A 13,353-nucleotide genomic window follows, 5' to 3' on the forward strand; every position below is an offset into this window, starting at 1 on the left:
TGCAGGGTGGGAAATTGATCATGACGCCTACGGGTACGGCAGGCGCAACTGCTCACGCGGAGACTGCTCTCGTGGAGACCGTATGGGGCGGCCGAGTAGTGGCATCGGCGTTCGTGGTCTTGTCCACCGGACTGTCCTGGGTCTTTGTCGCAACGGCAATGATCGGACAGTGACCGAGGATCGGTCGGCCGATACTGCTCGGCGACAACGAAAAAGGACGGCTCAGTGACCGACGGCATTGCCTCTGCAACTCCACCAGCGACAGAGGTACCCGCGCGGGCCTGGAAAGCGCTCGTGGTTCTGCTGCTCGGTATGTTCATGGCCCTGCTGGACACCACCATCGTGAACGTGGCACTACCGACGATCAGTACCACGCTGGAGGCGTCGGAATCGGTTCTGTCGTGGATCATCTCGGGGTACGCCCTCGCCTTCGGATTGGCTCTCATACCGGCGGGCAAGGTGGGCGACCGGATCGGCCACAAATGGGTGTTCTTCACCGGTCTCGCCCTCTTCACCGTCGCGAGCTTCGCGTGTGGTCTGGCTCAGGACGATCTGCAACTGGTCGTCGCGCGAGTCGTTCAGGGCTTGGCAGGCGGCATGTTTGTGCCCGCCGTCACCGCGTTCATCCAACTGTTGTTCCCAGGGCCGGTGCGGGGCAAGGCATTCGCCATCATGGGTGCGGTCATCGGAGTGTCGACTGCGCTCGGTCCCATCGTCGGCGGTCTGATCATCCAGGCTTTCGGCGACGAGAACGGCTGGCGACTCGTCTTCTGGGTCAACCTGCCGATCGGAATCGTCGGTGTCGTCGCGGCTGCAGTACTGCTCCCGGGCAAGACCGATGCCGAACCGGCAGCGCGCCCCGGAATCGACTGGCTCGGACTGATACTCATCTCCGCAGGTCTCATCGCACTGCTGGTTCCGCTGATCGAGGGCCAGGAATTGGGCTGGCCCATGTGGACGTACCTGACGATCGCCGCGGGTGTCGGTCTCATCGCGTTGTTCGGCTGGTGGGAAGTGATTCGGACCGGCCGTGGACAGAATCCGTTGGTGCCACCTCGATTGTTCACCCGTCCGGCCTTCACCGGAGGCGTGATCCTCGCGCTCGTCTACTTCGCCGCCTTCACGAGCATCTTCTTCACCATCTCGCTGCTGTGGCAGACCGGACTCGGAAACACGGCCCTGGCATCGGGACTGGTGTCCATACCGTTCGCGATCGGCAGCATAATCGCGGCCTCGCAGAGCAACAGGCTGACGATCCGTCTCGGTCGCACCGTCCTGATACTCGGCGCGTCGCTCGTCTCGATCGGGCTGATCTGGCTGTGGTTCATCCTCGCGACCAGCTCGGCCGACACGATCTCGCACTGGACGCTGATGGTTCCACTGTTCATCGCGGGTCTCGGCAACGGCGCGTTCATCGCACCCAACGCCCAGTTCATCGTCGCCACCGTCGATCGCGACGACGCGGGAGCAGCGAGCGGGGTCATCTCCACCATGCAGCGCGTCGGCTCGGCGATCGGTATCGCCGTCATCGGCAGCGTGCTGTTCGGATCTCTGAACATCACCGGCCCCGACACCGTCGGATCCGGCTTTCTGCACGGCGCGGCGATGGCGATGGCCGTGAGCGCAGCGTTCAGTGTGGTCGCACTGGCGTTGGTGTTCGCGCTCCCCAAGAAAGTCCAGAGCGGGCACTGAGCGTACCGCTCAGGAGGACAGGCCCTTGCTGTGCCGATCGACGACGGTTGCTGCGAGGTCGGCAATCTTGACGTTCAGGTCCTGAGAAGACTTACGCAGTAGGGCGAACGCCTCGTCGCCGGACACATCGTGCAGAGCCATGATCAGGCCGATGGCCTTGCCGATCTCACGGTTGCTCTCGAGCCCGTCACGCAGAGTCGACGCCTCCTGACCGTTCATGACCGCAGCAACGGTGACCGCCGTGAATGCCGTCAGAATGATCGCCTTGCTCGCACTGTCGGTGTCGAACACACCTGGCTTGTCCGTGAACAAATTGAGCGCGCCGACCTTCTGATCGTCCACGTTGAGCCGAAATCCCATGGCACCTCGCACCGGCGTGCGGTTCAACACACCGCGAGCCATCGCGGGCCACTGGGTGGGTGTTCGGAAGTCGGCTTCGAGCTGCGCTGCCTCGCTGGTGATCGCGTCCAGGCAGGGACCTTCGCCGGTAGCGCGCTCGATATCGTCGACAATGCGCGCGATGTCGTCCGAGGCGGCGACGGTGACGGGCTTTCCGTGGCGCATCAGCATCAGCATCAGGCTCGCGTGATCGCAGTGGGGGACGATCAGCACCGCGGCGTTGCAGATCGCAGTGTAGATCGCCTCGGCGCTGCTGCCTCGATACACGATGTCGGCCAGAGCGGCGAACACTGTAGCCGGATCCGTCGACGGGCCGTCGTGCTGCGTGACTTCGTTCACTTGGCTACTCCCGTCCAGTGTCGGTGTTCGAGCGACCGGCACTCGAAGTGAACCAACCGTACCGCCACGGGATGGGGTGTTCGAACATGCGGGTACCGGCAGTAGCCTCAGGTCGTGAGCGATGCGCAAGGATCCACCGGTTTCGAGTACGGCCACGACGGTCCGAAGTCGATCGTCGTAGGGGTCGACGGTTCCGATTCCTCCTGGCGCGCGGCTGCCTATGCGGCAGGACTCGCTCGTAGGCAGCGGTCGCTGCTGGTGCTGGTGTACGTGCAGCCCATTGCGACGGCGTCGTGGGGCCAGGCCGGCATCTCACTTGTCGAAACCGGCCAGCAGATCGCCGACGAGTTGCTCGACTATGTCCGAACCTCTGCGGCACGATTCGGGGATCGGGAGCACGTGCGGTGGGAGTTCCGGACCGCGCAAGGTGACCCGTACAACGGGCTGATCGCCGTGGCAGAGCAATTGCGCACCGACGCCGTCGTCGTGGGAGCGTCCGAGAACGCGGGGCATCGAATCGCCGGTTCGGTGGCGGTGCGGTTGGTCAAAGCGGGCCGCTGGCCGGTGACCGTGGTGCCCTGAACGATCCGAAATCGAGCCTGTCTGCCGTCCGCCCTGTAAAAATAGGCAGTCACCTCGTCGGATGCGAGGCGCACGTGGTGCCGTTCTCGAGGATCCGAGGAGTTCCATGGCTGGGCTGTCGCGTCGACAATTCATAGCTCGAGTAGGGGCTCTGGCGGCGGCGTGGGGAATCGCGCCCCACGTGCTGGGTCAGGCTCTTGTTGCGCACGCCCAGCCTGTGGAGGCGGACGGGACCGGAACACTCGCGCAGACGATCCTGCGAACCTCGACCGGGCCGGGGAAGTACCGCGTGCTCGCTGCCGGTCCGGGAGAGCCGTACGTTGCTCGCCTGGACGTTCTCGGACGAGCGCCGAGTCCGTCGAGGGTGCAATCTCGACGGTCGTTGCTCTACCTCGGGCACCTCTCGGACATGCACGTCATCGATGCGCAGTCGCCCGGACGGATCGAGCCCATGATCGTTTCCGACCACGCCGCCTGGGGCTCGGCGTTCCATCCGCAGGATCCGCTGACCGTGCACGTCACCGCGGCGATGGTGAAGGCGTTCGCGGACGCTCGGATCAGCCCGGTCACCGGCGCGCCGATGGGGGCTGCGGTGGTCACCGGAGACAGTGCCGACATGCATTCTCATCTCGAACTGCGCTGGTACATCGATGTTCTCGACGGCGTTCCGGTTCGGCCGACGAGCGGGGCGGCGGACGTGTTCGAGGGTGTTCAGGCCTGGCCGGAGGCGCAGTGGGCCTATCGGCCCGGTGATCCGTCGGGAGGGTCGTTCGGCGACTACGGATTCCCGACGCTTCCCGACCTCCTCGACCAGGCGATGTCGGGCACCGTGGAATCGGTGGGGCTGCCGGTGCCGTGGTATTCGGTGTACGGCAACCACGACACGCTGCTGCTCGGCACCTTCGATCTGTCCTCGCAACTGCATGCGCTCGCCGTCGGGGGTCGCAAGGCGTACTCCCTCGAGGCGACGGCTACGTCGGCTCTGGCCGGCTACGCGTCGACGGCCAGTCCGCTGCAGCGAATGGTCGATGCTCTGGGCGTCGGATCCGGTGCGCGACCGGGGTTTCGCGCAGTCTCGGCCGATCCGTCGCGGTACCTGTTCGAACAACGCGAGTTCATGCAGGAGCACTTCGAGACCACGCCGACACCGGGTCCGATCGGTCACGGCTTCACCCAACACAACCTCGATTCGGGCGAGACCTGGTGGACGGCAGACCCCACCCCGAACATCCGCACGTTCGGTCTCGACACCTGCAACGCTGTCGCCGGGCCCGACGGTGCGGTTCCGGAGAACCAATTCGAGTGGCTCACCCAGCAATTGGAGCGGGCGCAGGCCGAGAACAAGCTCGTGCTGATCTACACGCACCACAACAGCCTCACACTGGAGAACCGAGCACAGAGGCCTGGGCAATCGGTGAAGCTCTACGGCGCAGACGAATTCATCGATCTGCTGCTGAAGTATCCGGTGGTGATCGGCTGGCTCAACGGCCACACCCACCAGAATCAGATCCTGGCGCACTCGCGAGACGGCCGCGGATTCTGGGAGATCACGACCGCGTCGTGCATCGATTTCCCGCAGCAGCAGCAAGTGGTCGAGATCGTCGACAACCGGGACGGAACCCTGTCGCTGTTCACCACGGTGCTCGACCACGCATCTCCGGTCACGCCGGGAAACAGCGGAAGCTACCTGGATCTGGCGTCGCGTAGCCGAGAGTTGGCGGCCAACGACTGGGCCGAGAATCCACTGATGCGTCGAGGATCGCGCCTGGACCGCAACACCGAACTGCTCCTTCCGGCTCCGTTCGACCTGAGCACCATCACCGACGCTGCGCTCGAGCAACAACACCTCGACGAGCACGCGAGACTGATCGCCTACGAGACGAGGCAGGGCCGATGAACGGTAGTCACAGAGTGGCTCTGCTGGTGTCTGCGATCGTCGTGGCGTGCGCGGGGTGCTCGCAGACCGCAGCGCTCGCCCCGGTCGGCGGTGCCGAGCTCGGAAATCTGCGCTACGCCGTCAACGACGTTCTGTTGGAGAAGGGAATCGAGATACTGGTCGCGCCGGTGTGCTCGGGTACCGGGGCCGATATCGAATGTGCCGGGGAGACAACCGACAACGAGGCGATTACCGGTTCGGCCACATCCGACGACGCGAGCACCGTCGAGGTGAAGGTCGGTACGGAGGTTCTCTATTCGGGATCCGTGCAGGATGTGCTCGATCGCAACTCGACGGTCGGTGTGCCGTGAGAGGGGTCGGTGTTCTTGCCCTCGTGGCGGTCGTGTCGGCTCTGGTTCAGGCGCTGACAGTCCTGGGCGATCCCGTACCCACGTCTTCTGTCGGGTTTGCGGCACTGCTTTTGGCTTCTGCTGCCGCGGTGGTACTCGCCCTGTGGATCACCGCATCGACGGCACTCGATGTGGTGGACAGCAATGCGCGTGGTGCGCTGAGTCGGGCATGGAGACGGCCGCGTGTCCTGGTGTGGTGCGTGGCGTTGACCGGGGTGGCCGTTGCGCTGGCAATTCTTTTCCCGCTGCTCCCGATCATCGTCATTCTGGTTGCGCTGCTGATACTTCCGGGCGTGGCCGACGGGCAACGGCATCCGTTCCGCGCGGCGTCGGCTACGGTCCGGCAGTCGCCGGGGCGGTGCGCAGTCGCGGCTGTCGTCACGATTCTGGCCTTCGTCCTCGCTTGGGTCGTGGCACTGGTACTGGGTTTCTTCGTCACCGGCGTGGTGGCGGCGCTTCTCACGTGGGTGTGGTTCGGGGCGAATGCTGCTGTGCTGTTGGTGTATTGGTCGCGGTTGTATCGTCGGGCGGTCCGCTACGAAGTGGAGTCCGACGTCGCCGAGCGGCGGTAGCCGTCGGGTGGGACGCCGATGACACGTTCGATCGCCACGTACCCCACGTCGCGGGCGATCGTCGAGATCGGTTCGCTGACCGCCCTGGATCCTTCAGAATCCGACATCCGACGGTGGATCATGTCGAATACACGATCGCTCGACGGGACACTCGAAGGCTGCGTGTCGGTTGCCGAGCTCATCGCTCCCGCACGCGATGTGCCTTGTTCCGATACATCGCGGTATCGGCCCGATGAATGAGCGTCGCGGCTGAATCGGCGGGTCGTCGTCGTGCCTCACCGGTGCTTATCGATACACGCTGATGCCCATCGATCCCAAGGGGGTGCGTTGCTGCCTCTGCCGCCGCTGCGATGTAGTCGTGTAGGTAACGCTGTTCGTCGAACTGCCAGACGAAGCCTCGGTGGGTCCACACGGATGGGCGGGAAGCGATCAGGAACTCATCACCCGCATACCGGCAGACGATTCTGTCGTCGTGCGACAGGGCGTGAAGTCGGTCGGCGATCGCGGACAGTACTGCGTCTCCGGCGGCATGGCCGTAGCCGTCGTTGACCTGCTTGAAATGATCGACATCGGCAAACATCACCATTACTTCGTCGCCGGCCGCAAGCCAATCGTCGATGACCGAGACTGCCACGTTGCGACGGTACAGCCCGGTCAGGTCGTCGCGTTCTGCGAGCTCTCGCCACGTTCGTGCCTCACGGACAATAGGATTCGCAAGATCCAGGGCAACGACGATGAGAGGCACGCCGTCGATCACCGCGAGTCCGGTATGCGTCCAGCACGACACCGACACGTCGTCGTCTTGGTGGAGCCGTCGCATCGCGGAGACCGGCGTCTGCGACGATTCCCCTGTTCGAGCGAAGTTACTCAGTAGATCCTCTGATACGGCCCGGATCTGGGCGTGCTCCGTTGGGTGCACGAAGGCAAAGACGTCGCGGGTGTCGCTGTATGTGCGGGATAGGTTCGCCGACATTCGGCACGCGGTGTTGACGGCCAGGATGTGAAAACCGGTGTCGTGAACGAGCGCGGGAAGTGGGATAGCGGCGACGATCTGCTGCGCGCTACCTATCCGTGGCACACCCTCGCTTCCACGTGCCTCCACCTTGCCAAGGGTAAACCGACGGGAATTGCCGCGAACAAAATACTACCGGTCAGTAAGCAACGCCACACACGGCAAGAACATGCCTCACGAGACGCGGGCTCGTCGAGTGCGCCGAAATACGGTCGACGATGTCACTCTGGAACTTATCCGACCATCCTCGGCTGTCGGGATCGCACCGTGCAGAATCCGCGATCCTGCGCCGACGACAACGTTGCCCAAAAATGGTCTGTTCTTCGACAAGTCGAACCACAGTGGTCAACCGGGAAACCAACGGCGATTCTCGGGCGTCCGAGCTGGTTGCGGCTTCTGAGGCTCGCCGACCTGACAGGCAGGCCAACCGGGTGTGGGGCGGGCGGGGCTCGAACCCGCGACCAATGGATTATGAGTCCACGGCTCTAACCGACTGAGCTACCGCCCCATGCCCGTACCAGGTACGAGCCTGCAGAATCGTACAGAATCACGCAGCCTCGTCGGTGCATCGGGGCAGCTATTTCGCCCGGACCTGCACCGGTACGCCGTTGAGGATCGCGTTCGCCGATACGGCGTCGACGCGGCTCGGGTCGGTGATGTCGTTGACACTGGGGCCGGTCACCGTCGTGGCAACGGACAGCTCCACGCCGGGGCGCTGATGTCCGAACCCATGCGGCATGCTCACCACTCCCGGCATCATCTTCTCCGACGCCGCCACCTCGATGTCGACGGTCCCGGCGGCGGAGGTCACCGATACCATCGCCCCGTCCTCGATGCCGCGGTGTTCCAGGTCGTCCGGGTGAGCCAGAAGCTGATGTCGCGCTTTGCCTTTGGTGAGCCGGGCGGTGTTGTGCATCCACGAGTTGTTGCTGCGTAGGTGTCGCCGACCGATCAGCAACAGTTCATCGCCGGTCGGAACGGCGCTCGAATGCATCAGGTCCACCAATGCGGGGAGTTCGGTCACAACGATGTCCTGAATCAGCTGTACTCGCTTGTCCCGAGTCTTCAGCTTCTGCGGGAAGCCGGGACGCAGCGGTCCGAGATCGACACCGTGTGGGTTGGCTCGAAGCTTCTTGAGCGACAGTCCTTTTCGTTGACTGCGGAGCAGGATGTCCAGGGTGCGGGCGGGGGACAGTCGCAGGCGTGCCTCGCTGATCACGCTCTTGGGGGTCAATCGTGACTTCAGTCGACCGACCGTCGAACCGGCCATCCGGCTCTTGTAGCGGAGCGACAGATCCCGGAAGATCTCCCAATCATGCTTTGCCCCAGCCTTCTTGGGAAGGACGGCCGGCATGTACTTGGCGGTGTTGTGGACCGCGAAGGAGTTGAAGATCAGATCGTAGTGGTCGCGTTCGAGAGACATCGTCGGCGGCAGAATCACGTGTGCATGACGCGAGGTCTCGTTGATGTAGAAGTCGAACGACACCATGAAATCGAGACCTGCGAACGCATCGTTCAAGGTGGTGCCACCGGGCATCGACAACACCGGATTGCCGGACAGGATCGCCATCGCGCGGATCTGATCCTTGCCCTCGGTGGTGATTTCGTCGACGAGCGTCGAACAGGGGTATTCGCCCGCGAACTCGGGCAGGTTGCGAACGCGACTGCGCCACTTGTCGAAATGGCCGCGGCCGACGATGCCCTGCTTGATCAGATCGATCGCGGGATCGGTCACCATGGCACCGCCGGGGCGATCCAGATTCCCCGTGATGATGTTCAGCACCTGAATCGCCCACTGGCACACGGTGCCGAACTGCTGGGTCGAGACCCCCATTCGGCCGTATGCCACCGCGGACTTCGCCGAGGCGAAATCACGTGCCAGGGTCGAGATCTCCTCCGCAGCGATACCGACGACCGGAGCGACGGATTCCGGTGTGAATTCTGCGACGAGATCCGCGAGCCGATCGGCCCCGTCGACGTAGTCGGCCACGGTCACGGTGCCGTCGGCGACGATGGTGTGGATCATCGCGAGCAGCAGCAGTGCGTCGGTGCCGGGGCGAACGAACAGGTGTGTGTCCGCGATGTCCGCGGTTTCGGTCCTGCGTGGATCGACCACGACCAGGCGGCCGCCGCGTTTACGCAATGCCCGCGCTCTCTTGGCGAAATCGGGGACGGTCATCATGCTGCCGTTCGACGCCATCGGGTTGCCGCCGAGGACGAGGAAGAAGTCGGTTCGATCGATGTCCGGGATCGGCAGCAGCAGTTGGTGCCCGTACAGCAGGTGGTCGACGAGCTGATGCGGGAGTTGATCCAACGACGTGGCGGAGTATCGATTACGCGTCCGCAGGAGCGAGGTGAAAGGAATGCCGTGGGTCATGGCACCCATCGAATGCACGTTGGGGTTGCCCTGATAGATGCCGACGGCATTGCGGCCGTGCTTCTTGCGGGTCGAGATCAGACCGTCGATCACGAGGTCGTAGGCCTCGTCCCAGCCGATCTTCTCCCACTTCTCACCCACACGTTTGACCGGTGTGGTGAGTCGGTCCGTATCGGCGTGCAGATCGATCAGCGACAGGGCCTTCGGGCAGATGTGGCCGCGCGAGAGAGGGTCCTTCTCGTCACCGCGGATGGCCGTCACCGCATCGTTCTCCACCGTGAACTCAAGCCCACAGATCGCTTCGCACAGATTGCACGATCCATACACAACCGACATCGCATTCCTCCCACTCATGTGCTGCGAGCGTAGCCCGGCGGGGGACCGGGGCACCGTCATCGACAGACAATTAGGCTCGTCAATCGTGACCACCCTCGATCTCACGTCCTCCTGGCCCGTCGACCATGTCAGTGCAGCAGTCGTCACCGACTCCGGAGTTCGTGAGGAGGTCGGCGATACCGACCGCGTCTACGAGCTGGCCTCGGTCACCAAACTGCTCAGTGCGTACGCCGTGCTCGTCGCCGTCGAGGAAGGCGCAGTGGAACTCGATCAACCCGCAGGACCGGAAGGGTCGACGGTTCGGCATCTGCTGGCGCACGCGTCGGGGTTGGCATTCGGCGACCGCACAGTCCAGGCACCGGCCGGCACCAAGCGGATCTACTCGAGCGCCGGATTCGAGGTGCTGGCCGAACTGATCGAAACCGAGGCAGGCATCGCCTTCCCCGACTACCTCGACGAGGGCGTATGCCGGCCACTGCAGATGACGAACACCGCACTACCGGGTTCGGCGGGCCACGGTGCCAGCTCCACCCTGGCGGACCTGAAGAAATTTGCAGCAGAGCTGTTGCAGCCCACGCTCCTCGCGTCGCAGACCTTCTCCGCGGCGACAGATGTGCAGTTTCCGGGTCTGAACGGGATCGTGCCCGGCTACGGATCGCACAAGCCCTGCGACTGGGGGCTCGGGTTCGAGCTGCGCGGTGAGAAGACCCCGCACTGGACCGGAAGCACCAACTCGTCGGCCACGTTCGGTCACTTCGGTCAGGCCGGAACGTTCCTGTGGGTGGATCCGGCCGTACGGACCGCGTGTGTGGTGTTGACCGATCGAGCCTTCGGGGACTGGGCGAAACCGCTGTGGCCCGAACTGTCCGACGCCGTCCTGGCAGGGTGAACTCCGCCCGTTCACAGATTGCACTGGCGCAACAGGGGTAACTCGGGGCACACTAGTACACATACGTGTTGATTCACTGCAGCCAGCCGAAGCATGTCGAGGTCGTTGGGGAAGACGTCCCTCGTCGAAGCTGGAGGTAGTGCAATGCGTGGATCGAATCAGTTCGCAGAAGCGACGTCGGGTGTTGTGTACATCCACTCGTCGCCCGCTGCGCTGTGCCCGCACGTCGAATGGGCGTTGACCGACGCCCTTGATTGCCGTGCGAATTTGAAGTGGTCTGCGCAGCCCGCCTCCGACGGGCAGCTGCGTGCCACCACCGACTGGGTGGGCCCGGTCGGTACCGGAGCGAAGCTGGCCGGCATTCTGCGCTCGTGGCAGATGCTGCGGTACGAGGTGACCGAGGATGCCAGCGAAGGCGTCGACGGTGAACGGTTCTCGCACGTGCCAGGGTTGGGCCTGTGGCGCGGAACGACTAGCGCGAACGGGGACGTGGTGCTCGGCGAGATGCGGCTGCGCGCCCTCATGGAGAACAACCAGGGCAACTTCACCGCGGCCGTGGAGCACGCTCTCGGATCGGACTGGGACGCCGCCCTCGAGCCGTACCGCACCGGTGGTGCCGGAGCCGAAGTGACGTGGTTGAGCCGCAACGTCGGCTAGTCGTGGGAGTTGCTGGGGGTTCGGAGCCGCGGTAGTTTCGCGTTCGTGCCTGGGGTAGGCATGTGGGAACGACCGTGGAGTGGTGAGTTCTATGTTGTCGACCGGAAAAGTGATTCGATTCGACGAGTTCAAGGGGTACGGATTCGTAGCGCCGGACGAGGGCGGCGAGGACGTGTTCATTCACGTCAACGATCTGGATTTCGACAAGAGGCTGTTGGCACCGGGGGTTCGCGTCGAATACGTGGCCGTCGACGGCGACCGTGGTCTCAAGGCCACTCAGGTGCAGATCATCGACAGTCCCGCATCGACCGCGCTGGTCACCCGGCGCAAGCCCGACGTGCCGTTCCACGACGTTCCGGTCAGCGAACACCAGCAGCTCGAAGATGTCATCTGCGACGTGCTCTCCGAGGCGGACTTCACTGCCGAAGTGACCGAGGCGCTGCTGACGGCCAACGGAACAGTGACCGCAGCGCAGATCCTCGACATTCGATCAGCGATGCTGCGATTGGCTCACGACCACAAGTGGATCGAGAACTGACGCTGTAGTTCGCCTGTCCGTTGTGGGAGCCCGTTCGGTTCCGGATGGATGCGGCTTTGTTGCACTCAGAGCGCCTCGGAGTCGCATTGATCCCAACCGGGGCTGGGGTGACACCACACGAGGCGGTGGGACGCAGTGACGATCAGAGCGGAATGTTCTTGTGGTTGCCGCGCGCCGCGGGGGCTGCCGCGAGAGCCTTGGCAACCGTGCTGCGGGTCTTGCTCGGCTCGATGACCTCGTCGACGACTCCGATGGCGACGGCACGCTCGACGCCGCCGGCGATGTTCTCGTGCTCGACGGTGAGGCGATCGTGCAGTGCCTCACGCTCCTCCTCGGGAGCGGCCGCGAGGGCCTTCTTGTGCAGGATGCCGACGGCTGCCTTCGCGCCCATCACGGCGACTTCGGAGCCGGGCCAGGCGTACACAGCAGTGGCACCGAGTGCGCGAGCGTTCATGGCGATGTATGCGCCGCCGTAGATCTTGCGCGTCACCAGGGTGACACGGGGAACCTTGGCTTCGGCGAAAGCATGCAACAGTTTCGCTCCGCGGCGGACGACGCCTTCCCATTCCATGCTGACGCCGGGCAGGTATCCGGGAACGTCGACGACCACGATCAGCGGGATGCCGAATGCGTCGCACAGGCGCACGAAACGGGCTGCCTTCTCGGCACTTTCGGAGTTGAGGCAACCGCCGAGACGAATGGGGTTGTTGGCGATGACGCCGACGGTGCGGCCGCTGATGCGGCCGAGGCCGATGACGATGCTGCGGGCCCAGCCGCCCTGGAACTCCTCGAAGGTCGATTCCCCTTCGACGTTGTCCAGCAACTCGTGGACGATCGGGTGGACATCGTATGCGCGACGGTTGGATTCGGGCATCAGAGCCCGAAGATCGGTGTCTCCGTGCTCGGCGGCTGCGATGTCGAATTCGCCCTGCTCGCAGAACATGGACACCAAGCGGCGGGCGCGGGTGAACGCGTCCATCTCGCTGTCGGCGACGATGTGGCACACGCCGGACTTCTTGTGGTGGGTGTCGGGGCCGCCGAGCGAGGCCATGTCGACCTGCTCACCGGTGACGCTGCGGACGACGTCGGGACCGGTGACGAACACACGTCCCTCGGGAGCCATGATGACGACGTCGGTCAACGCAGGACCGTAGGCGGCGCCGCCGGCTGCGAAGCCGAGGACGACGGAAACTTGGGGGACGAGGCCGGATGCTCGAACCATGGCCTCGAAGACGAGACCGACGGCATGGAGGGCTTCGACGCCCTCGGCGAGGCGAGCACCTCCGGAATGCCAGACGCCGACGATCGGAGCGCGCTGCTCGATGGCCGTGTCGATGGCGGCGACGATGTGCTTGCAGCCGTCGACGCCCATGGCACCGCCCATGACGGTGGCGTCGGAGCAATACGCGATGGTGTGGACGCCGTCGATCTCACCGGATGCTGCGAGGATGCCGGATTTGTCCCGATCGTGCAGCGGCACTGTGGTTCCGGCGTCGAACAGATTCTCGAGGCGGGCGAGTGGATCGCGGGGATCGGTGGACGTACCGGATCGTGTGACTGGGGCCAGAATAGTCATCGCTTGTCCTTCTTCAGGGCCCCTGAGGGGGCGAGGCCCGGACCGGAACCGTTCCCTGGGAACGGCCCCGGTCCGGATCATGCACTGCGAGAGCGAGA

13 protein-coding genes and 1 tRNA gene are annotated in these 13,353 nt (G+C 64.2%); 9 read left to right on the forward strand and 5 right to left on the reverse strand.

All coding sequences use genetic code 11. From position 1 onward, the window contains the following. Window positions 1-20 precede the first annotated feature (20 nt). Together ABZ677_RS05995 and ABZ677_RS06000 are read left to right on the forward strand one after the other, a co-directional pair. The gene (locus ABZ677_RS05995; protein ID WP_155292937.1) at window positions 21-173 is read left to right on the forward strand and encodes a hypothetical protein; all 153 of its coding nucleotides are present in this window, start codon (window positions 21-23) and stop codon (window positions 171-173) included. Between the two features lie 52 nt (window positions 174-225). After that, window positions 226-1,692 carry a DHA2 family efflux MFS transporter permease subunit gene (locus tag ABZ677_RS06000; RefSeq protein WP_358367398.1) on the forward strand — a complete coding sequence of 489 codons (1,467 nt, stop codon included), beginning with the start codon at window positions 226-228 and terminating at the stop codon, window positions 1,690-1,692. Between the two features lie 9 nt (window positions 1,693-1,701). Here the strand turns inward: ABZ677_RS06000 and ABZ677_RS06005 are convergent, their stop codons facing one another. Next, complete coding sequence (locus tag ABZ677_RS06005) at window positions 1,702-2,430, reverse strand: GAF and ANTAR domain-containing protein (protein ID WP_358367401.1); 729 nt, start codon at window positions 2,428-2,430, stop codon at window positions 1,702-1,704. A gap of 114 nt (window positions 2,431-2,544) precedes the next feature. Between ABZ677_RS06005 and ABZ677_RS06010 the strand changes: the two genes are divergently transcribed. The 4 genes from ABZ677_RS06010 (at window position 2,545) to ABZ677_RS06025 (ending at window position 5,870) form a co-directional block, all read left to right on the forward strand. Then, window positions 2,545-3,012, forward strand: a complete 468-nt coding sequence (locus tag ABZ677_RS06010) for a universal stress protein (protein WP_037193006.1) — start codon at window positions 2,545-2,547, stop codon at window positions 3,010-3,012. A gap of 106 nt (window positions 3,013-3,118) precedes the next feature. Next, window positions 3,119-4,909: a TIGR03767 family metallophosphoesterase gene (locus tag ABZ677_RS06015; protein WP_358367404.1), complete on the forward strand. Its 1,791-nt coding sequence runs from the start codon at window positions 3,119-3,121 to the stop codon at window positions 4,907-4,909. Next, window positions 4,906-5,259 carry a hypothetical protein gene (locus ABZ677_RS06020; RefSeq protein WP_358367407.1) on the forward strand — a complete coding sequence of 118 codons (354 nt, stop codon included), beginning with the start codon at window positions 4,906-4,908 and terminating at the stop codon, window positions 5,257-5,259. Before ABZ677_RS06015 ends, ABZ677_RS06020 begins: the two co-directional genes overlap by 4 nt. After that, complete coding sequence (locus tag ABZ677_RS06025) at window positions 5,256-5,870, forward strand: EI24 domain-containing protein (RefSeq protein ID WP_358367410.1); 615 nt, start codon at window positions 5,256-5,258, stop codon at window positions 5,868-5,870. Before ABZ677_RS06020 ends, ABZ677_RS06025 begins: the two co-directional genes overlap by 4 nt. 178 nt (window positions 5,871-6,048) lie before the next feature. Here ABZ677_RS06025 and ABZ677_RS06030 read toward each other — a convergent pair whose 3' ends face one another. From ABZ677_RS06030 to ABZ677_RS06040, 3 genes are all read right to left on the reverse strand, one after another. Then, window positions 6,049-6,972, reverse strand: coding sequence for a GGDEF domain-containing protein (locus ABZ677_RS06030; protein WP_358367412.1), 924 nt, complete (start codon window positions 6,970-6,972; stop codon window positions 6,049-6,051). A gap of 344 nt (window positions 6,973-7,316) precedes the next feature. Further along, window positions 7,317-7,390: transfer RNA gene (locus tag ABZ677_RS06035), tRNA-Ile, on the reverse strand. Window positions 7,391-7,459: 69 nt separating this feature from the next. Further along, window positions 7,460-9,613, reverse strand: coding sequence for a molybdopterin-dependent oxidoreductase (locus ABZ677_RS06040; RefSeq protein ID WP_358367415.1), 2,154 nt, complete (start codon window positions 9,611-9,613; stop codon window positions 7,460-7,462). A gap of 67 nt (window positions 9,614-9,680) precedes the next feature. On the opposite strand from ABZ677_RS06040, the gene ABZ677_RS06045 reads away from it, so the two are divergent. The 3 genes from ABZ677_RS06045 (at window position 9,681) to ABZ677_RS06055 (ending at window position 11,679) form a co-directional block, all read left to right on the forward strand. Next, complete coding sequence (locus tag ABZ677_RS06045; protein WP_358367418.1) at window positions 9,681-10,484, forward strand: serine hydrolase domain-containing protein; 804 nt, start codon at window positions 9,681-9,683, stop codon at window positions 10,482-10,484. A gap of 144 nt (window positions 10,485-10,628) precedes the next feature. After that, complete coding sequence (locus tag ABZ677_RS06050; RefSeq protein WP_037192992.1) at window positions 10,629-11,141, forward strand: DUF3145 domain-containing protein; 513 nt, start codon at window positions 10,629-10,631, stop codon at window positions 11,139-11,141. Window positions 11,142-11,232: 91 nt separating this feature from the next. Beyond that, complete coding sequence (locus ABZ677_RS06055; protein ID WP_037192990.1) at window positions 11,233-11,679, forward strand: cold shock domain-containing protein; 447 nt, start codon at window positions 11,233-11,235, stop codon at window positions 11,677-11,679. Window positions 11,680-11,821: 142 nt separating this feature from the next. Here the strand turns inward: ABZ677_RS06055 and ABZ677_RS06060 are convergent, their stop codons facing one another. After that, a complete protein-coding gene (locus ABZ677_RS06060) occupies window positions 11,822-13,255 on the reverse strand; it encodes a carboxyl transferase domain-containing protein (RefSeq protein ID WP_037192988.1) in 1,434 nt (477 codons plus the stop codon). Between the last annotated feature and the right edge of the window lie 98 nt (window positions 13,256-13,353).

It is taken from the genome of Rhodococcus sp. NPDC006774 (genome assembly GCF_040636045.1).
Lineage (GTDB): Bacteria > Actinomycetota > Actinomycetes > Mycobacteriales > Mycobacteriaceae > Rhodococcoides.

What these genes read in the sequence shown, in the direction of transcription:
- ABZ677_RS05995 (WP_155292937.1), top strand. Translation starts at nt 21, where the DNA reads ATGACGCCTACGGGTACGGCAGGCGCAACTGCTCACGCGGAGACTGCT.
- ABZ677_RS06015 (WP_358367404.1), top strand. Translation starts at nt 3,119, where the DNA reads ATGGCTGGGCTGTCGCGTCGACAATTCATAGCTCGAGTAGGGGCTCTG.
- ABZ677_RS06020 (WP_358367407.1), top strand. Translation starts at nt 4,906, where the DNA reads ATGAACGGTAGTCACAGAGTGGCTCTGCTGGTGTCTGCGATCGTCGTG.
- ABZ677_RS06040 (WP_358367415.1), bottom strand. Translation starts at nt 9,613, where the DNA reads ATGAGTGGGAGGAATGCGATGTCGGTTGTGTATGGATCGTGCAATCTG.
- ABZ677_RS06050 (WP_037192992.1), top strand. Translation starts at nt 10,629, where the DNA reads ATGCGTGGATCGAATCAGTTCGCAGAAGCGACGTCGGGTGTTGTGTAC.
- ABZ677_RS06055 (WP_037192990.1), top strand. Translation starts at nt 11,233, where the DNA reads ATGTTGTCGACCGGAAAAGTGATTCGATTCGACGAGTTCAAGGGGTAC.
- ABZ677_RS06060 (WP_037192988.1), bottom strand. Translation starts at nt 13,255, where the DNA reads ATGACTATTCTGGCCCCAGTCACACGATCCGGTACGTCCACCGATCCC.